The 17,956-nt window shown below is 55.0% G+C and carries 18 protein-coding genes; 7 read left to right on the forward strand and 11 right to left on the reverse strand.

Going from position 1 to position 17,956, the window contains the following annotated elements; genetic code table 11:
- Positions 1-5 precede the first annotated feature (5 nt).
- Positions 6-338: a transposase gene (locus EGT51_RS05585; RefSeq protein ID WP_135367781.1), complete on the forward strand. Its 333-nt coding sequence runs from the start codon at positions 6-8 to the stop codon at positions 336-338.
- Positions 339-901: 563 nt separating this feature from the next.
- Here EGT51_RS05585 and EGT51_RS05590 read toward each other — a convergent pair.
- From EGT51_RS05590 to lepB, 8 genes are all read right to left on the reverse strand, one after another.
- Positions 902-1,546 carry an HAD family hydrolase gene (locus EGT51_RS05590; RefSeq protein ID WP_135367782.1) on the reverse strand — a complete coding sequence of 215 codons (645 nt, stop codon included), beginning with the start codon at positions 1,544-1,546 and terminating at the stop codon, positions 902-904.
- A gap of 632 nt (positions 1,547-2,178) precedes the next feature.
- Positions 2,179-3,510 (reverse strand): C1 family peptidase, encoded by a 1,332-nt coding sequence (locus EGT51_RS05595; protein ID WP_135367783.1) that lies wholly within the window; start codon positions 3,508-3,510, stop codon positions 2,179-2,181.
- Positions 3,511-3,709: 199 nt separating this feature from the next.
- A complete protein-coding gene (locus tag EGT51_RS05600) occupies positions 3,710-4,126 on the reverse strand; it encodes a hypothetical protein (RefSeq protein WP_135367784.1) in 417 nt (138 codons plus the stop codon).
- 71 nt (positions 4,127-4,197) lie between these two features.
- Complete coding sequence (locus EGT51_RS05605) at positions 4,198-4,851, reverse strand: TetR/AcrR family transcriptional regulator (RefSeq protein WP_135367785.1); 654 nt, start codon at positions 4,849-4,851, stop codon at positions 4,198-4,200.
- Position 4,852: 1 nt separating this feature from the next.
- Entirely contained in the window at positions 4,853-6,049 is a 1,197-nt protein-coding gene (locus EGT51_RS05610; RefSeq protein WP_135367786.1) for an ABC transporter permease, read from the reverse strand.
- Positions 6,027-6,770 (reverse strand): ABC transporter ATP-binding protein, encoded by a 744-nt coding sequence (locus EGT51_RS05615; RefSeq protein WP_135367787.1) that lies wholly within the window; start codon positions 6,768-6,770, stop codon positions 6,027-6,029. The genes EGT51_RS05610 and EGT51_RS05615 overlap by 23 nt, the downstream gene beginning before the upstream one ends.
- 313 nt (positions 6,771-7,083) lie before the next feature.
- Positions 7,084-7,551: a MarR family winged helix-turn-helix transcriptional regulator gene (locus EGT51_RS05620; RefSeq protein WP_135367788.1), complete on the reverse strand. Its 468-nt coding sequence runs from the start codon at positions 7,549-7,551 to the stop codon at positions 7,084-7,086.
- Between the two features lie 234 nt (positions 7,552-7,785).
- Entirely contained in the window at positions 7,786-8,379 is a 594-nt protein-coding gene (gene lepB / locus EGT51_RS05625; RefSeq protein ID WP_135367789.1) for a signal peptidase I, read from the reverse strand.
- A 418-nt stretch (positions 8,380-8,797) separates the two neighbouring features.
- Here lepB and EGT51_RS05630 point away from each other — a divergent pair, with 418 nt between their 5' ends.
- Positions 8,798-9,991, forward strand: coding sequence for a multidrug effflux MFS transporter (locus EGT51_RS05630; protein ID WP_404819919.1), 1,194 nt, complete (start codon positions 8,798-8,800; stop codon positions 9,989-9,991).
- 791 nt (positions 9,992-10,782) lie between these two features.
- On the opposite strand, the gene EGT51_RS05635 is transcribed toward EGT51_RS05630, so the two are convergent.
- Positions 10,783-11,991 carry a condensation domain-containing protein gene (locus EGT51_RS05635; RefSeq protein WP_135367791.1) on the reverse strand — a complete coding sequence of 403 codons (1,209 nt, stop codon included), beginning with the start codon at positions 11,989-11,991 and terminating at the stop codon, positions 10,783-10,785.
- A gap of 175 nt (positions 11,992-12,166) precedes the next feature.
- On the opposite strand from EGT51_RS05635, the gene EGT51_RS05640 reads away from it, so the two are divergent.
- Positions 12,167-12,691: an acyl-CoA thioesterase gene (locus tag EGT51_RS05640; protein ID WP_225428685.1), complete on the forward strand. Its 525-nt coding sequence runs from the start codon at positions 12,167-12,169 to the stop codon at positions 12,689-12,691.
- Between the two features lie 744 nt (positions 12,692-13,435).
- Here EGT51_RS05640 and EGT51_RS05645 read toward each other — a convergent pair.
- The gene (locus tag EGT51_RS05645) at positions 13,436-13,987 is read right to left on the reverse strand and encodes a GNAT family N-acetyltransferase (protein ID WP_135367792.1); all 552 of its coding nucleotides are present in this window, start codon (positions 13,985-13,987) and stop codon (positions 13,436-13,438) included.
- 120 nt (positions 13,988-14,107) lie between these two features.
- Here EGT51_RS05645 and EGT51_RS05650 point away from each other — a divergent pair, with 120 nt between their 5' ends.
- From EGT51_RS05650 to EGT51_RS05665, 4 genes are all read left to right on the forward strand, one after another.
- On the forward strand, positions 14,108-14,755 hold the full coding sequence (locus EGT51_RS05650) for an NAD(P)-dependent oxidoreductase (RefSeq protein WP_135367793.1): 648 nt from the start codon (positions 14,108-14,110) through the stop codon (positions 14,753-14,755).
- Positions 14,756-15,033: 278 nt separating this feature from the next.
- On the forward strand, positions 15,034-16,377 hold the full coding sequence (brnQ, locus tag EGT51_RS05655; RefSeq protein ID WP_179951132.1) for a branched-chain amino acid transport system II carrier protein: 1,344 nt from the start codon (positions 15,034-15,036) through the stop codon (positions 16,375-16,377).
- A gap of 108 nt (positions 16,378-16,485) precedes the next feature.
- Positions 16,486-16,752 carry a hypothetical protein gene (locus EGT51_RS05660; RefSeq protein WP_135367795.1) on the forward strand — a complete coding sequence of 89 codons (267 nt, stop codon included), beginning with the start codon at positions 16,486-16,488 and terminating at the stop codon, positions 16,750-16,752.
- 126 nt (positions 16,753-16,878) lie between these two features.
- A complete protein-coding gene (locus EGT51_RS05665) occupies positions 16,879-17,562 on the forward strand; it encodes a YjjG family noncanonical pyrimidine nucleotidase (protein WP_135367796.1) in 684 nt (227 codons plus the stop codon).
- On the opposite strand, the gene EGT51_RS05670 is transcribed toward EGT51_RS05665, so the two are convergent.
- On the reverse strand, positions 17,559-17,810 hold the full coding sequence (locus tag EGT51_RS05670; RefSeq protein ID WP_179951133.1) for a type II toxin-antitoxin system Phd/YefM family antitoxin: 252 nt from the start codon (positions 17,808-17,810) through the stop codon (positions 17,559-17,561). The genes EGT51_RS05665 and EGT51_RS05670 overlap by 4 nt on opposite strands.
- Positions 17,811-17,956 lie beyond the last annotated feature (146 nt).

The following is a 17,956-nucleotide window of genomic DNA, read 5'->3' on the forward strand; positions in this document are numbered from 1 at the left end:
TTCAGATGTTTAAAGACAAATTCGCAGTCCCACAAGTGTCGGCCGAAGAGATGCAGGAACACCGCGACCGCTTTTCCGCGTTGATCGCCGAATATCCCTGGCTGATACCGGCCACCGTTTCGTTGGAAATCATTCCCGTCACTGTCATGATCCACGGCTTCTGGAAGAACCGCCAGCTGAAGAAGCAACTCCTGATTGAACGCGAACATACCAAGCAACGCCAGCTCGGCGGCTGTCACCATGGCCACGGGCATGGCGGCCACTGCCACCACGGCGGTAAACCACAACTGTTGGCCGGCCCGCATCATGGCCACGGTCACCAGCATCACGATGCTTAACAGCTATTGAAATTTGGTCAATGGACCGGGCGCTGAGGTGCTCGATCCATTTTCTTAATAAAATCTTAATATTTGTATTCATACATAATAAGTTATTAATACTATTAGAAATTGATGTTTTCTCCGAGATTAATTGCTTACTATCCCAGAATTTACATGAAGATGTACCCTAAACGATTAGAAAAAAGTAATCCAACCCCCTTTTGATTCCCGAAATCATCGAAAACAACCAATCGTTTAGCCATTTCTAATGATAGTCATTATTATTAAATAAATATTCTTCACAATTTCTTCACATTTGCCAGCTAGGATACAAGCATACCAATAAAAACCTATTAACCAACCTTTTTTCATTTTATTCACCAAATAAAATGAACGGCTTGCCCTAACCAAGCGAGTCGCCGCCGTCCTCTAACCAGGGACGGCTTTTTTTGTGCACCCACTCGTTTTGTACCGCTGGACACAACAAATAGAGCCTGGGGGAAATCTCCCAGACCCTGTTCGCGTCATCTTTACCTAGCTGAAACGTGCGCCAACAGGCAGCCGGTTCAGCTTTCGTTTACCTATTTAAAAATCGATAACAACTCGCGCGGCGTCTTTAACAAGTACGTCGGTTGTTCAGCCTTGACTGACGCAGGGTCGGCAGCGCCCCACATTGCGGCGGCCGTGGCGATGCCGGCGTTATTGCCCATCTGCATATCGTACTTGGCATCCCCGATCATCACGCTTTGCTGGGCGTCCAATTCAAAGCGCGCCAACAAGTTTAAAATACCATCCGGTGCCGGCTTGTAGTGGGCCACGGTGTCCGAACCACTGATGGCCTCAAACGTGTGCCCCAGTCCGATTTGGTCCAAGTTTCGCTGCAAGGGGACCGAGTGCTTACTGGAGACCACGAATAAGCGGGCGCCCTGGTCTTTCAACGTGGCCAGGGTCGGTCCCATGCCGTCAAATAAGGTGATACCCAACTTTTCTGCCTCGTGGTACTGGGCCCGAAACGTCGTATACAGATCGGCGAGTTCCGCCTCGCTTAACGACTCGCGGGCCATCTTGGCAAAGGAGACCTCAATCGGCACGCCCATGTAGCTCACCACAGCCTCGCGGCTAGGCACCGTCAACCCCTTGACCTCATAGGCCTTCTGGGTAGCCAAAACGGCAACGTCGCGGGTATCCGCGAGGGTACTATCAAAATCGAATAAAAAGTTGTGCATCCAATCACCTCATCAATTTGTCTTGTCAGCGTCTGATCCAATTTTACGCGTACTACTGCGGTGATTACCAGCCCTAACGCTTATTTTCGAAAATTTCCGCCGCGATGTTTCACATGAAACATTGGTCAAAAAAGGCCGGGGAAGCTCCCCGACCCGATCATATCTTTGTTTACTGAAGGTTGAAATACGGCAATCAGCTGAAACTACTGTTAGCATGTGACTCGTGACGTCAAAAATAGTCATTTTCAGCCTCATAATGAGAGCTGGCCGCCTACCGTTCCCCAAATTAGTGCTTGCCAGTAACAGGCGCCTTAACCCCAGGTAGTCGCTGCATTGACGACTAGTCTTTCATTAACACAGTGTTACTGATAGCCGTCACCCCTGCCGGAGGCAGCCAGGGTGGAGCCAGCTGTGTCGGCGGTGTTGGCTGAGGGTTTTTCTCAGCCTACAGCGCGGGACGACTTGAGAGACTGGCGGTCTTGGCCAGGCTTTCAAGCGAACCGGAAGACCGCTTCTCAGGCTGGAGGTGTTCCCCAGAGCAGGTGGAACCCTGGCTGACGTAGGCGCCTGGTTTCACCAATTTTGTTGTGCCCAGTGTTAACTAGCCACCAGACAGCCGGCGGCGTTTACACCTAAGACAATGAATCCCACGGTGCCAGTTCGTGTGGTTCCGTGTTTAAGAGTTCGCGTTGTGCCGGCGTTAAGAAGCGCTTGTGGACGACGATCTCGTAGACGAAATCATCGAGCCACTCGTCGGTCATGACGAAGTAGCCCTTGTCGCCGTTCTTTTCGCCCCAGCTGTTTTCGACCTTCCAGCGGTTCGGTTGATCATCGACTAAGTTGACGCCGGTCAATGTCATCGCGTGTGACACGCTGGCTTCACCCGTGGCCAGGCGTTGGGCCTTGGTGAGGCTCAGGTCGACGCCAAAGAGGTCGCTGACCTGGAACAAGTGGCTGTCCAAGAAGCCCCGTTCGCGGCTCATCTGTTGGAGCACGTCGTTACCGAACCAGACCGCTTCACCACTTTGCAGTTGGGCCACGGCGGCGCGTTTCATGTCGGCCAGCGGCAGGTTTAGGAAGGTAATGTGCTTGCCACCCACGATATTTTCCTCGCTAGCCAGGCGGTATTGCCGGTCAAAGGCCTTGTCTGGCGAGTTAGACACGACCACGTAATCGTCCAGATCCACGTCAAAGTAATCGTGGAAGAAGCCCTGCGGCGTCAAACCCGCGGCCCGGTGGAGCTTGTGATCGTCATCCTTGAATTCCAGGTCAAACGTTGCGGGCGGTTCACCAAACGCGTAGGCCGCCATGCGGTAAACCTCCTTCAAGGCTTGAGCCCGCGTTGTCGCAATTTTGGCTTCATCGGCGCCGTCGGCCACCAATTGCCGTAACGCCAGCGCATCCTTGCGTAATTTCAAATTCAATGCCGCACCAATGCCGGTGGTATCGTTGCTGTTAAAGGATTCTGGCATGGCACTGGTGGGGACGACGCCGTACTTTTGGACCAGCGCGGCGCCCATGGCCCATTGCCCGCCGTCATCGTCCGGACTCTCTAAAATATCGGCGACTTCCCGGTCATCCAAGGGACGGTCGGCCGTCCGTAAGATCCGGTCGTAGAAGATGTTGGCCCGTTCGACGCGGTCCCAGAAAAACAGGTAGTTTTGCGACAGCTCAAAGTCCTTGACGTGGTACTTGGCCGCGAACTGATGACGAATCACGTTCAGCGTGGCGAAGAGCCAGCAACGGCCGGAATGCTTTTGGTTCGCGACCTTGCCAGTTGGCAATTCCACGGAGAAGGTCCGGTTCAACCGCACGGCGGCTTGTGGGTCCTCAGACGCCGCTAGCACCCCATTTTTAATGGTTGCCCGACTGATGACTTGGTGCGCTGGCTGGGCCTGTAAATCGGCCTGTAACGCCGCAATCTCGGTAGTGGTTAGTTCATGATCTAATTTTGTTTCTGGCATAAAACGAACTCCTTTCCGGTACCCTCATGAGAATTCTCATTGTAATCTCATAAATTAGTTGATTTCATTCTAGCGCTTTCGTTGGTTAAAGGCAATGCCTGTTTTAGCTTACCAAACTGTGGCCAGAAAAAAACGACCCCCGCACGCAGCCGGAGTCGTTAAGCAAGTTACTTGTCCTTTTATTCAGACGCCAACTTGCCTACCTTTTGTAGTAGTAAAAGTGAATATTCTTATTTTTAATTGGGTCAAACGCATAGGTCTTCAACGCTTTTTTCCCATGGTGCTTAACTGGCTTTAACCGTTGGGGCATGTCACCAGATGCCAGGCCCAGCATGTAGTAGCCGGCCTTCGTTTTACCCTTCACACAAAACCGGTAATCCGCATTCTTTGTCTTCATTGACAGCGTACTGCCCGTCTGTGTTTCCGTATACTTGGTCAGCTTCAGGTAGCTGGGCTTGCCCCAATGGGTCGTGTACCAGCTGCCGCGCAAGGCCGTTGGTACCGCGCGATAGGTCTTCATCTTGGCATTGGCCGTTTGACCACCCCAGTTGAGCCCTACCAGCACCGTCAGGGAGACGACTCCTAACATTAGCCACCGTTTCATTTGTTTTTTCACAACAACCACTCCCAGTCTTCAGATAACCTCAGTATAGCATAGATTCTCCGGCTAAATTGGCTGAGTGTGATTTACGCCGTCGGTTCTGGGGCCAGGCCCTGTTCCAAAAACTGGATCATCAGTGGTCCCACAGTAGCGACGGGTTCGGCCGTGAAACTGCTGCGGATGAACTGGCTGACCATAGTCCCAATCATGAACTGCGCGATGCGGTCGTTGGGCCAATCCGGCAGTTCCTGAACAGCCTTAAGCTGATCTAAAATCGGATAGAGATTGGCCTGAACCATGGGCACCGCGCGGGCTAAGAACTGTTCACGCAGGTCCGTGCGCACCAGCAATTCGGTCACCAGCACCCGCATGACCTGGCTGTTGTCCTGCAAGAAGGCCAACCGGTCCGTGATGACCGCCGTGATCAACGCGTGGCGCGTGGTGTACTTTTGCCGCACGACTTTGGCCGCAAACTCCTTGACCAATTTCGGCAGTACCTCCGTGGTAAACGGTGCGAGCACCGCCGCCAGCAATTCGTCTTTGGTCTTGTAACGCCGGTAGACCGTTCCCTCCGCGACGCCGGCACGCTCGGCGATCTGCTTGGTCGTGGTATTGGCAAAGCCTTGTTCGGCAAACAGCGCCAGACTGGCCGTTAGTACCTGTTGTTGCTTGGGCGGAATCTCTCCGCTGGCCGCCATCACTTCTTGAAAAGCGGCTTGAATCGACATTTCTGTAGCCATATTAAACCCTCCGATAACGTTTCATCCCGACAATATTTAAAATCGTAAATAGGACCGTGAAGCCCAGTAAAATCCCCAGCTCCCCGGCGACTCCACTGAGCGTCACGCCCCGAGTGGCCACGTTCATCAACGCATTGCCGCCGTAGTACAACGGGAAGATGTGGGCGATCCACTGCAGCCACGTGGCCATCTGGTCAACCGGGATGAGCCCCGAGAAGAAGACCTGCGGCACGATGAGGATCGGGATGAACTGCATCATTTGAAATTCCGAGTTGGCAAAGGTCGACACGAAGATCCCCATCGACAGCGCCACCAGGGCCAACAAGAAGTTGATCAGTAAAATCAACCAGACGCTCCCCAGCATGTGAATCTTGAAGACCGTCAGTGCAAACGTGACCGTAATCAGCGTTTGGACCAGGGCAAACAGGCCGTAGCCCAATAGGTAGCCACTGATGATCTCACCGCGGCGAATCGGTGTCGCCAGGAGTCGCGTCAGGGTCCCGGTGGTCCGTTCGTTGAGCAACGAGATCCCAGAGATCAGGAAGACAAAGAAGAACACGAAGAAGCCTAACAAAATCGGCAGGAACGTGTCAAAGAAGGTCGAATCCGCACTGCCATACAGATAATGACTGGTCACCGTGTAGGTCTTGGGCGCCTTCAGTTTAGCCGTTGAACTGGTCGTGGTGGTGCTGGTAGTGCTAGTGGCGCGTTGGCCCTGCGCCGCCATGACCTGCTTTTGCTGGGCCATGACCGTCTTTAAGGCCTTAGCCTGCGCCGTTAATGCCTGTTTTTGGGCCTTCGTTGCGGCTACCAAGGCCTGTACCCGCAACTTGGTCAACCCGCCCTGCAAGGCCTGACGGACCAGTGCCGAATCGCTGGGCTGGCTGTTTTGGTAGGTCACCGTCAGCTTGCCCGATTTTTGCTGGATGAAGGCGGCCAAATTGTCCTCGCGCACCGCCGTCTTGGCCGTCGTGGTTTTTGCGTAGTGGTGCAGCTTGACGTGCTTGTTTTTCACGGCCTTGACCAGGCTCGTGTCGACATTGCTGACGCCGATCTGCGCCACGCTGTCCGAATTGGTGTTAAACAAAAAATACATCAAAGATAAAATAAATAATGGTGCCACAAACATCAATGCTAACGTTCGTTTATCCCGTAGCATCTGGCGAATAACCCGTTTAAATATCGCGATGACTCTCATCTTGTAGTCGCCCCGCTTTCAAAAAGACTTGTTCGATCGTTGGTACCGCATATTCCTGTTCTAAGGCCCCCGGGGTGCCCTGCGCCAGCGCAATCCCCTCCCGAATCAGCATCAGGTAATCGCACCGCTCGGCTTCGTCCATGACGTGAGTCGTCACCAGGATCGACTTTCCGGCATCCCGCAACTGGTTGAGCTCCGCCCAGATCTGTTGGCGCAACTCGGGGTCGATCCCCACCGTTGGCTCATCTAAGATCAAGAGGTCGGGGTCTTGGACCAGCGCGATGGCTAGCGACAAGCGCCGTTTCATCCCGCCGGAATACGCCGACACCCGGCGATCCAGGGCATCGGTCAAATTCACGACCGTCGCCGCGTGGTCGATGGCCGCCGTCAATTTGGCCTTGGGCACACTCATCAGCTCCGCAAAGAACCGAATGTTTTCGCGCGCCGTCAGGTCTTCGTAAAGGGCGTCGCTTTGGGCCATGTAGCCGATACGCTGCATGATCTGGCGATTGGGCATGGTCGTGCCCAGTACCGTCGTCGTGCCGGCATCGACCTTCTCCATCCCCAAAATGGCCTTCACCAGCGTGGTCTTCCCCGCCCCGGATGGCCCGATCAACCCCATAATCTGGCCCACGGGTAACCGTAAACTGATTTGCTTCAACACCGGATTGTCGCCAAAGGACTTGGCCACATCCGTGACTTCAATGGTATTGGTACGCATGAGAAACCCTCCTTCACAATGGTGAGTGGATACTCACTCATTTCTATTTTAATCATAAAGCGCGCAACTAAGAATGTCAACGCTTATTTGTTAGCGCTTGCATTATCGGCCACCGCCGGTTGATAAACGCGCAAATCCAGGACCGTCACCGCCCCTTTATAACCCGGGTTAACCCTAAGTATTTTCACACGAAAAATAAGCCTGGGAAATACTTCCCGGGCTCTTCCGCGTCACCTTCAGCTAGCCAACCCGTGTGCCCATAGGCAGCGGGGATCGCTGCAGCTCTGTTACGAGCCAGTGACTGCTCACTTCGTTATTGCTTTTCCGGTGCGCTCGCTCCCGGTGTCTCGTTAGCCACGGCGCGCAAAGCCAATTGGCGAACTTGGGCGACCAGCGCATCGTGGTCTTCGACCGGCACATCAACCAGCAATTGGTCGGCAACCTCTTGGCGCAACTTCACGATTTCTGGGTACAGGGCCTCACCACGTTTGGTCAGCGACAGCTCATAGACCCGCTTATCGGCCTTGGACTGGCGTTTGCGGACGTAACCCAGGTTCACCAGCTGATTGACCGCGCGGGTCACGTTGCTGGGATTCAGATACGTCAAGGCAATCAAGCGGTCTTGCGTCAACCGCGGCTGCTCGTGAATCCGCAAGATGTAGTAGTACATGCTGGCGTTGAGCCGATAGGGCTGTAAACGCCGGTCCAACGCGATCCGAGTATAGCGATTGGCGATCGACAGCCATTTTAAAATGTCGGGATCATTACTACTGGTGACCATAGGCACCCTTCTCTCCTAAAATTACGTGCGCAAGCATATACTAAATCGCTGGGGTTGTCAAGCAATGTAGCACGGACTAGCCAGGGCTAGCGGCGCCAATTCACTGGCCAGCTGAAACCACCCTGCAGTGCGCCAACTTATCTCCGGTGGACAGCCAGTCCGCTTACTTTACCCAGCTGAAACGTGCGCCAAAACAAAAAGGACCGCAGCCCCTGCCACAGTCCTTCATGAAATTTAGTAAGCCAACGAATTAACGTTTGCACGGCGCGTCTTGTTGGAGGCCCAGAATGGCACCTTGACCACGCCTAAGACCTTGTCCTTGTCGACGAAGCCCCAGTAACGGCTATCGTTGGAAACGCTCCGGTGGTCACCTAACACGAAGTATTTCCCTTTAGGGACGACCTTAGTGATGGCCTTGCCGTCGTTCCACTTCTGCGTTTTCTGCAGACTGGCTAACGTCCAGTTACCCGTCCCCGAAGTCCGCTCGCTCTTGGAAATGAAGCTTTGGTTGATCTTCTTGTGGTTAACGTAGATGTACCCGTTCTTGCTCGTCACGGTGTCCCCTGGCAGACCAATGACCCGCTTGACGTAGTTGGTGTTGACCTTGGCGGATGGATCTTCGCCGTGGGCATCAAAGACAATGACGCTCAAGTGCTTGACCTTGGCTTGTTTCCAGGCAAAGACCTTTTCGTTGTTTTGCAGGTTCGGTTCCATCGATGGCCCGTCGACCCGCACCCGGGTAAAGACGAAGGACTTAATCGCAAAGGCAATGGCCAGCCCGATAATCACGGGAATGATCCAACTCATAACTTCCTTTAATGCTTTCATGTTGCAGCTCCTTAATATTCAGATATTCATATAGTGTTATCATACACCCCCACCAGCCGGAGGAAAACTTTTCCGTAGCGCAGGGGTCGAGTATAATCTTACCATTTACTGACTGAAACGCCTACGTTTTCGCTGAATTTAATCCAGCTGAAATATCTGCCACTCGCTAACCGGGGTCATTTCCCAGTCTGCCGGGGTGTCAACTCCTTGACTAATCAATATTACTTTTTGATGACGACCGCACCAGCCCTTGCAAATTTAGCCATTTCCAGCAATAATAAGAAAATTAAGCGAATTCCCGCAGATGGCTAACACTTTCACTTAACTATCCCTCTGCGTTCGCGTTTTGATTCTGCGGCAGTTTCGCCTGCCCGCACCACCACAATATTCACAATTTTATATGAAAGGCTGACTGCTTTTGAATCCTACGCTTTCTCGTCGCCGCCAAATTTGGCTGACGCTGTTACTCGGGACCGTGAGTGCGACCGGTCCGCTGGCCATTGATCTGTATCTGCCAGCCTTGCCCCAAATGAAGGTCCAATTTGCGACCAACGCCTCACTGATGCAACTGAGCATCACCGCCTGTTTGATTGGGCTAGCTTTGGGCCAACTGATTGCCGGGCCATTGTCCGACCAATACGGCCGCCGCAAGCCGCTGATCACGGGCTTTGTGATCTTCGGACTGGTCTCTTTAGCCATGGCCTTCATTCATTCAATCACGTTGTTGATCATCTTGCGTTTTATCCAGGGACTGGCCGGCGCCACGGGGCAGGTCCTCGCCCGAGCGGTGGCCCGCGACCTCTTCTCCGGCAAAAAGCTCACGCGGTTCTATGCGCTGCTCAACACCGTCAATGGGGTCTTTCCCATCATCGCGCCCATCATTGGGGGCTTTATGATCCACTACGTCGATTGGGAAGCCATCTTCATCCTGCTGGCGCTGATTGGTTGGGCCATCGCCCTCGCCGTAGCTTTGGGCCTACACGAGTCTCTGCCCGTTGCCAAACGCCAAACTGGGGGCTTTGCCACTTCACTGACGGCCATGGGCAAATTGGTCGTCCAACCCGCCTTTTGGCCGTTGATTCTGGCCACGGGTCTGGTTTACGGCGGCCTCTTCAGTTACATTTCCGCCTCGACCTTTGTGTTCCAAACGGGCTTTGGCCTGGCACCGCAAACCTTTAGCCTCCTGTACGCCTTCAACGGGCTGGGCATCGTCGTCGGCAGTAACCTGCCCGGGCAGCTGGCCAAACGCTTCTCTAACCGCCAACAAGTCACCAGCCTCTTGACCCTCGCGGCCGTGGTGAGTGCCGTCTTGCTAGCGACTTTGCTCTTCCCGGCCAACGTTTGGGTCGTCAGCGTCTTGGTCTTAGCGCTGGTCATCCTGATTGGCGCGCTGCTCACGCTGACGGTCACCATCATCATGGACCAAGCCACCAGCAATGCCGGGGGCGCATCGGCCGTCATCGGGTTAGCGCAAAATGCCTGCGGTGGGCTGGCTTCTCCGCTGGTCGGACTGTCCGGCAGCTCGTACGCGGCCATGGCGACCATGTTGTTGGTCTGCAACGTCGGGGCGTTGGGCCTGGTCCGCTTCCAAGCCCACACCCGTCACGCCTAAGCACCTAATTCGGTGTCGTTGGTTAAGTTAATCCGCTTAACCACGGACCTTTTTAGCCACTTCGCTGCGACTGGGCGACTTTTCAAGCGTCAAACCACACAGCGTGGGAAAACCATGCTACACTACACGTACAGACAACGTTAAGGATACCGCCTCCTTCTTAGCACTCCCCCCACGGCGCGGTAAACTTATCAGCTTAAACTTAAAAACGTCCGCAACACCAGCCTAGGTGTTCGGACGTTTTTTCTGTTATTCATCAAAGTGGCCTGTCAATATCTACCGCGCTGGTCGCCTTACCGTTACGTGAAATTCTAGGCTGGAACGCTGGGGAAGGACCGGTCCAAGCCCCAGACCCGGTCTTGGCCCTTGATTTGAGCCGAAAAGCACGTCTCAAAGTCACCAATTTGCCAGCCAAGAGCGCTGTCAAATTCCCCGGCTGAGCCTAGATTTCACTTCACTCTCGGCTACGTAGCAGGTGCTAGCGGTAACTGGTTCAATCCCGCATGTGTTGGTGACGACCAATAAATTTACGCTAGTCGTCGCTGACAACCACCACCATAGCCGAGAGTTCGCTAGAGATGAGTTCAGCTGTGGGAGTTCCCTTAGTGGCGCGGTTTACGGCACTTAGGGAACTGGCAACTTGGAGACGCGTACCATCGGCTCCAAGTTGAGGGTCAAGACCGCTCTTTGGCTTGACCCGACGCCCTCAGCGTTCCAACTCATCTCTAGCAAACGGTAAGGCGACCAGCACGGACTGTGTTGCCAGAAACCACCATCTCTGTGTCGCAACTTTAATGGCCGCGGCCCCACTGGGTCAGCTGGGCCACCACGTTTTTCAAGATCTTGATGCCCAGCTGGTAATCCGGTTCTGACCCCAGCATGCGAAAGGCCAAAGTCCACGCATCGTGGTACACGCTAACGGTCAGTTGGAAATGCGGCATTGTGCGGTAGGCGCCCGCAAAGTAGATCTGGCTGACGCTGGTCTCACCAAAACGCAGGCGCGTGTGGTCAATGTGCCCGAAATTGGCAAAGGAGATGGCCGCTTGGGGCCGGTGCTTCCCCGCCAACCGGCGCACCAGTTGGGGTGGCAGTGCGCGGCTCATGCGGTTTAACTCAACCAATGGTGGCAAATAGGCCAGCTCATCTCGGAGTTGGGTGATGGTCGCTTGCGTGCGCTGAACCACGTCGGCCAGTTGATCGCCCGTTTGGACGGTAATGGGAATCGGCATTTCACTGGTCAGGTTGGCCACTTGGACCACGTTGGTCGCCGCGACGGGCCCGTGCAGACGCAGATCCACTTGATACGGGATCACCAAGCGACTCTCGCCGGTCAACGCAAAGAGCGCCAAGGCATAGGCCGACAACAGCACGGCGTTCATGGTCACATTTTCTGACTGGGTTCGCTGGCGTAACCGCCGACTGACCACGCGCGGAATTGTGGCTTCACCGCGGTGATGGTGCACGTCGCCCCGAAGACGCGGGAAAGTCTCATCGGAGTTGCCGTTGAGGCTGGGCAAGGCCCGATGGGGATGGCGCAGGTGGTTTAAAATTTTTCGCACGCTGCGCTCATTGGTAAAGTTGGCCAGGTCTTGCCCGTCATAGGCGGCGGCTAGCAGGTACAGGTAGTGTTTGAAACCCTCGCCGTCCGTTAACAGGCGGCTCATGGAAATCCGCAACGCATCGTAATCGGGATGGTGGAGCACCTGGACCTTCAGTTGTGGCCCCGCCAAGACGTCGAGAGCGGCGCGGCCGGGATCATGGGCGGCCGTAAATTCTTCGATCACCTGATCTAAGGCGCTGGCCTCGACTTCGAATCGGTTCCAGCGTAAATTGTAGCGACCCAACACCTGCGGGACCACCGTTTGCGTCGTGGCAATCGCGGTCTTCAACCGGGCCACGTCAATGGGGTGCGTCAAACTCAGTGTACACTCGAGTAACGGATACGTTTCCGCCAAATCTAGCGTTGGCATCAAGTCCAACGGTTCGCCATGATAGATCATGCTAACACCCCTCCTTGCTAATTTTACCCACAGTATAGCAAAGTTGCCGGGACGGGCCGCAGCATTTTACTCAGATATTGCAAAAAATTAATCAACCCGTAACTTTTCGTTGGGGTCGCCGTTTGCGGGTGACTCTGTTAGAATGGGATCAGAAAAAATGAATGAGGTGACCTTTTTGGCAAATCAAGCAGCACCCGTCTCCTGTAACGCCACGCTTATCGTGACCAGCCACCGGGTATTTCAGCCCGATTTAAATGAACATGACTCCGTCTTCGGTGGTAAGATTCTCTCGTTGGTCGATGACAGCGCCTCCGTGGCCGCCGTGCGGTTGACCCACAAGACCGTGGTCACGGCCTCTTTTGACCACGTTAGCTTTCTGCGGCCCTTTCACCTGGACGACTCCATGTTCCTGGAAGCCTACGTCACGGGGACTGGCACACGGTCGCTGGAGGTCTTCGTGAAGATCATCGGCGAAAACCTGACGACCGGCGAACGCTTCGTTGGCTACACCTGCTTTATTACCTACGTGATCGAGGACCCCACGGCAAGTGACCCGTTGCCAGACATGCTCCCCGTCACCGCCGAGCAGCGTTACATCTGCGCCGGCTATGCCAAACGAACTGCCCAACGTAAGGAACGCCGCATCGAACAACGCGGTCTAAACGCCCACGTCACGGTCTCTTCACCGTGGCCGATGTAATTGTTTCATGTGAAACATCACGAGTTTAAACGACAACTAGCGCGGTACCAGGACCTTGCCTGGCACCGCGCTAGTTTTGTTCAATCTGCTGAAGGTGAACCTAAAATTGGCGAAACCAGACGCCTGCGTCAGCCAGGGTTCCACCTGCTATGAGGAGCGCCTCCAGCCTGAGAAGCGGTCTTCCGGCTCGCTTGAAAGCCTGACAAAGCCCGTCAGTCTCTCAAGTCGTCCCGCGCTGTAGGCTGAGAAAGAACCTCAGCCAACACCGCCGACACAGCTGGCTCCACCCTGGCTGCCTCCGGCAAGGTTGACGACTATCAGTAACACTGTGTAAATGAAAGACCTATCGTTAATGTAGCTACTGCTTGGTGGGGCTAAGAAGATAGTTACTAACCCACACTACCGTAGCCGAGAGTTCGCCAAATATGGGTTCAGCCGTTGAATAAGAGTGTGACGACAGGCGGTTAACTGCCTAGCATTGTTAAGCGGAACCAGTTGCCTGTTGGCGCACGTTTCGGCCATGAGGCCACTTTGAGACGTGAACTTCGGCTCAAAGCGAGGCGTCGAGACCGACCTTTGGCTCGACCCGTCCCCAGCGTTTCAACCCATATTTGTCGAACGGTAGGCGGCCAGTTCCCACTACGAAGCTGTCAACAAACAATCTTAACGCCATCGCAGGATAACAATAGTTCCAGTTGGTTTTCGTCTCTCAACCCTCAGTCAACCTGTGTTACCAGCCCCTGTTTAATCCAGCACCTGGGCGCTCTGCCACTCGCGGTCCAAGATACCGTAGCTGTAGAGGTCCAGCCAGCGGCCATCCTGAAACACGCCCTCGCGGTTGACGCCTTCACGCACGAAGCCGACCGCCTCGTAGGCGTGAATGGCGGCTAGATTATTGGCGTTGACCTCGAGCGTGACCTTGTGCAGGCCTAATTCGTTAAAGGCAAACGACAGAATCGTGTTCAACGCGTCCTCGCCAAAGCCTTGTCCCCGGTCACTGACGACGGGCAGGGCAATGCCCAGCGTGGCGCGGCGATTTTTAAAGTACACGTCATCGAGCACGACCCACCCCAGCAGGCCGTCATCGGCGTTGGCCCGAATCATGAAGAAAAACCGCTCATTGTTGTCGGGCTCGGCCGCTAGCTCGCTGTATTCCGCCGCCGTCCACGGGTGAAAGGCATCCGCCGACAAATTTCGCAAGAGGCCGTCCTCCCATTGTGTATCCTGGAGCCATTCGGCATCCCCGTCGCGCATTTCCGTTAAATGGACCAAATTTCCCTGAACCACGTCTTTCATCGTCCTGACCCCCTGTGTGTTTGTTCCCACTCTACCACAGGTCCGCGCCAAGCCAAAATAGTTGGCGGCCACCACCATCTAGCCTATACTGAACCCAGCTTTTAAAGGAGGACATATGCTATGAAAATTATGGTAATTGGGGCCACCGGGATGGCCGGCTCTGCAGTTGTTGCGGAAGCTTTACGACGGGGACACCAAGTCGTGGCGGTCGCTCGGTCGACGGCCAAATTAGCCACTTTGGGCACTAACGCCAACCTCACGACCCAGGTCACCGACGCCTTTGCGCTCACGGCAGCGGATCTCACGGCGGTCGATGCCGTGGTCGACGCCTTTGCGACCGCGCCTGCCAAGGCCTATTTACACGTTGACCTGGCCGCCCACCTGGTGGCGCAATTGCGCGACACCACAACGCCGCGGGTCGCCTTCATCTTAGGCGCCGGCAGCCTGTTTACGGGGGCAGACCATCACCTGTTCGTCCGTGACCTGGAAAAGGACCCCCACGCCGCCGACTTCATTCAGGTCCCGCAAAACCAGCTCAAGGAACTGAATTTCCTGCGGGACGTCGACAACGTCAACTGGTTTGGCGTCTCACCGGCCGCGGATTTCCACCCCGGCGAAGCGGTTCCCGCACTCTTGGGCACCAACGACCTGTTGGTCAACGCCGCCAAGCAATCCGGTACCAGCGCCGGCACCATGGCCGTGACCTTACTCGACGAACTGGAACGCCCGCAACACCACCAGACGCGCTTTACTGTCGCTGACAAATAGTGTCTGTAGAGAGTGGGCCAATCGGCTGCCGGTTGGCCCACGTTTCAGCTAGGTAAAAGTGACGCGAACGAGCCTGGGAGGCTTTGTCCCCGGCTTGTCTTGACTAACCCGGTTGGCTTGGGTGACACCGCTGAAAAAACGGGGTCAACCAGTGGGTAGCGCCACCCCAATTTGGCGAACCGTAGACGGCCAGCTTCTACCATGCCACCGTATCATCGCGCGGCATTTTTTGGTATGCTAGTCACCAGAAAAACTTAATATAGAAAGTTGCGATGACTTTGAAAACGAAATTAACTTGGCGTCAGATGCTCTTCATTGGCATGATGCTCTTTGGCCTGTTCTTTGGGGCCGGCAACCTGATTTTTCCCGTCTACCTGGGCCAACAAGCCGGTCACCATGTCGGCGCGGCGGTCGTCGGGCTCCTGTTGACGGGGATCGGGTTGCCCCTGCTAGGGGTCGCCGGAATCGGTATGACGCGCAGTGAAGGCGTCTTTGACCTGGCAACAAAGGTTAATCGGCCCTTTGCCTACGCCTTCACGATTCTGCTCTATCTCACCGTGGGCCCGTTCTTTGCCCTGCCACGGCTGGCGACCACGTCCTTTCAAATCGGGCTGGCACCGTTCGTGCCCACCGCCCAACAAGGCTGGGTCCTGGCCGGCTTTTCCATTGCGTTTTTCGCGTTAGCCTGGTGGCTGGCCCGTAACCCCGGCAAGCTGATGACTTACATTGGTAAATGGCTAACGCCGTTGTTCCTGATTTTGCTGGGCCTACTGATGCTCGCGGCCTTCCTCAAACCAATGGGCGGCTTCGGCTTTGCGGCTCGCGGCGCTTACGTGGCCAGTCCGGTGGCGACCGGGTTCACGGAGGGCTACAACACTCTGGATGCCTTGGCCTCACTGGCCTTTGGCATCGTGGTCATCGATAGCATTCGCGCACTCGGTGTGACCGAACCTGGTCAAATCGCCAAAGACGTGATCAAGGCTGGCATCATCTGCGTGGCCTTGATGGGGGTGATCTACACGCTGCTGGCCTTGATGGGGACCATGAGTCTGGGCAAATTCAGTCTGGCCGAAAACGGCGGCATCACCCTGGCGCAGATCGCCAACCACTACTTCGGGACCTTCGGCAATCTCTTATTGGCCCTGCTGGTGATTGTGGCCTGCTTGAAAACGGCGATTGGCCTGATCTCGGCCTTCGGTGACACGCTCCACGGCATGTTCCCGCGGATTTCCTACGCCTGGCTGATTGCGTCAGCTAGCGTCCTGCCGTGTTTGTTTGCCAACGTTGGGCTGACTAAGCTGATCAGCTACTCAACGCCAGTCTTAATGTTCCTGTACCCGCTGGCCATCGTTTTGATTGCCTTAGCGGTCCTCTCCCCGCTGTTGGGGACCAGCCGCTGGTTGTATGGCCTGGGGATGCTCTTCACGCTGATTCCGGCGATTTTTTCCGCTGTCGCCGCCTTGCCCGCAACTTGGCAACACGCTGGTTGGGCCCAGGCCATCTTGACCGTCAATGCCCGACTCCCGCTGGCCGCTCAGGGCTTCAGTTGGGTCGTCCCCGCACTGATAGGGTGTCTGTGTGGCTGGTTCATGAGCAAACTATTAGACCGTAAATCAAGTTAAAGTAACGATCACGGACATTTATCATTTCATTTTATGAGAATATCTGATAAAATATAATTAATTTATAATCCTTCTCAGACGATTGTCAGATGAAATGAGGTGAACCGGATGACTCAAGTACGTTACCCTACAACCCCGCTCAAGATCGGCGTCACGATTCTAACCGTGGTCATGTTACTGGCCATGTTGCTGGTACCCAACCCCGTGGTCGTGGCCTTTCTATGTTTTAGCTCGCTGATCACAGCGATGATCCATTTCAACGTCTTCGAAAGCAGTGCGGACACGAATCCACTCAACCGTATCGACCTTGCCATTCAGGTCATTTATCTCGTGGCCTCGGTCGCTAAAGCCTTCATCATTGGTGGTCACGCTTAACGCGACGTAAAAAAGCCCCAACGCAACCCAGCACCTGTGTGCCTGGCTGCGTTGGGGCTTTTTCGTTTTGCTTGTGGCTCCCATTGTATGCTAAACTCAGTAAAACATTTCTGAAAGGTGACCCGCATGAAAAAATACGCAATCTTTGACTTAGACGATACCCTCCTGGACTTTAGCCGGGGTGAAACGGAAGGCATCACGCAGATCTTCCAAGAAAACGGGGTCACTGACATCGATTCCTTAATGCAGACCTATCTGACCATCAACCATGAGATCTGGCATCAGATCGAACAAGGCGCCGACCGCGGTCCGCTGCTAGATACCCGGTTTGCCCGGACATTTGCGACGGTGGGACTGTCTGTGGACAGCATTGCCCTGGAACGTGAGTATAAGGCCATGCTGGCCCACAACTACTACACGCTCCCCGGCGCCAGTGACCTCTTGACCCACCTGAAACAAGCGGGGCTGACCATCATCGTGGCCACCAACGGCACCAAGTCCGTTCAGGAAAGCCGACTGGCCGGGGCGGGCATCACGCCGTACTTCGATCAGATCTTTATTTCCGAAGACCTGGGCTATGATAAGCCCGATCAACGTTTCTTTGCGCCCATCTTCACGGCCTATCCGCAGCTCACCCGTGACAACGCCTTGATGATTGGCGATAGCCTGCGCTCCGACATTTTGGGTGCGCGCAATGCGGGGTTGGACAACGTTTGGTACAACCCGCAACATCTGACCAATACTAGCGCGGTCGTGCCGACCTATGAGGCTCACGACTTTAGCGACCTGGCGCGGTTACTGCTGGCCTAACCCCACTCCATGCGGTCCATGTCCGTTCGCTCAAAGCGACGCGGCGTTGGGGCCAAATGGGGCGGCAACGGTTGTTCTAAAAAGGCCAGCTGCGTCAAGGCCTCCCATTCGCTCTTGGGCATGATGACCGCGGCCTGGGCGTCGTCGCCGTCGGTCGGTGTGATCACCACGGTCTCTTGCAAGCGGTGAACGGCAGCCAGGATCAATTCCAGATCCTGCTGGGCGGCTAGCGGCGTATAGTGTTTCAATTAAACTCCCCCTCTAATCTGTTCTCAATTGGGCTGCTGCCGGCATTGCGGTGTTCGCCAGTAATGCTGGCGCCTCCCCTAATCAATGCCGTCAGCAACGCCCGACTTCGCTAAGTCTACCGGACTTATGTTTCATTTGTGCAAAG

This window comes from Levilactobacillus suantsaiihabitans (assembly GCF_004745505.1).
In the GTDB taxonomy this organism is placed as follows: domain Bacteria; phylum Bacillota; class Bacilli; order Lactobacillales; family Lactobacillaceae; genus Levilactobacillus; species Levilactobacillus suantsaiihabitans.

What these genes read in the sequence shown, in the direction of transcription:
- EGT51_RS05585 (WP_135367781.1), top strand. Translation starts at nt 6, where the DNA reads ATGTTTAAAGACAAATTCGCAGTCCCACAAGTGTCGGCCGAAGAGATG.
- EGT51_RS05590 (WP_135367782.1), bottom strand. Translation starts at nt 1,546, where the DNA reads ATGCACAACTTTTTATTCGATTTTGATAGTACCCTCGCGGATACCCGC.
- EGT51_RS05595 (WP_135367783.1), bottom strand. Translation starts at nt 3,510, where the DNA reads ATGCCAGAAACAAAATTAGATCATGAACTAACCACTACCGAGATTGCG.
- EGT51_RS05605 (WP_135367785.1), bottom strand. Translation starts at nt 4,851, where the DNA reads ATGGCTACAGAAATGTCGATTCAAGCCGCTTTTCAAGAAGTGATGGCG.
- EGT51_RS05610 (WP_135367786.1), bottom strand. Translation starts at nt 6,049, where the DNA reads ATGAGAGTCATCGCGATATTTAAACGGGTTATTCGCCAGATGCTACGG.
- EGT51_RS05615 (WP_135367787.1), bottom strand. Translation starts at nt 6,770, where the DNA reads ATGCGTACCAATACCATTGAAGTCACGGATGTGGCCAAGTCCTTTGGC.
- EGT51_RS05620 (WP_135367788.1), bottom strand. Translation starts at nt 7,551, where the DNA reads ATGGTCACCAGTAGTAATGATCCCGACATTTTAAAATGGCTGTCGATC.
- lepB (WP_135367789.1), bottom strand. Translation starts at nt 8,379, where the DNA reads ATGAAAGCATTAAAGGAAGTTATGAGTTGGATCATTCCCGTGATTATC.
- EGT51_RS05635 (WP_135367791.1), bottom strand. Translation starts at nt 11,991, where the DNA reads ATGATCTATCATGGCGAACCGTTGGACTTGATGCCAACGCTAGATTTG.
- EGT51_RS05645 (WP_135367792.1), bottom strand. Translation starts at nt 13,987, where the DNA reads ATGAAAGACGTGGTTCAGGGAAATTTGGTCCATTTAACGGAAATGCGC.
- EGT51_RS05650 (WP_135367793.1), top strand. Translation starts at nt 14,108, where the DNA reads ATGAAAATTATGGTAATTGGGGCCACCGGGATGGCCGGCTCTGCAGTT.
- EGT51_RS05660 (WP_135367795.1), top strand. Translation starts at nt 16,486, where the DNA reads ATGACTCAAGTACGTTACCCTACAACCCCGCTCAAGATCGGCGTCACG.
- EGT51_RS05665 (WP_135367796.1), top strand. Translation starts at nt 16,879, where the DNA reads ATGAAAAAATACGCAATCTTTGACTTAGACGATACCCTCCTGGACTTT.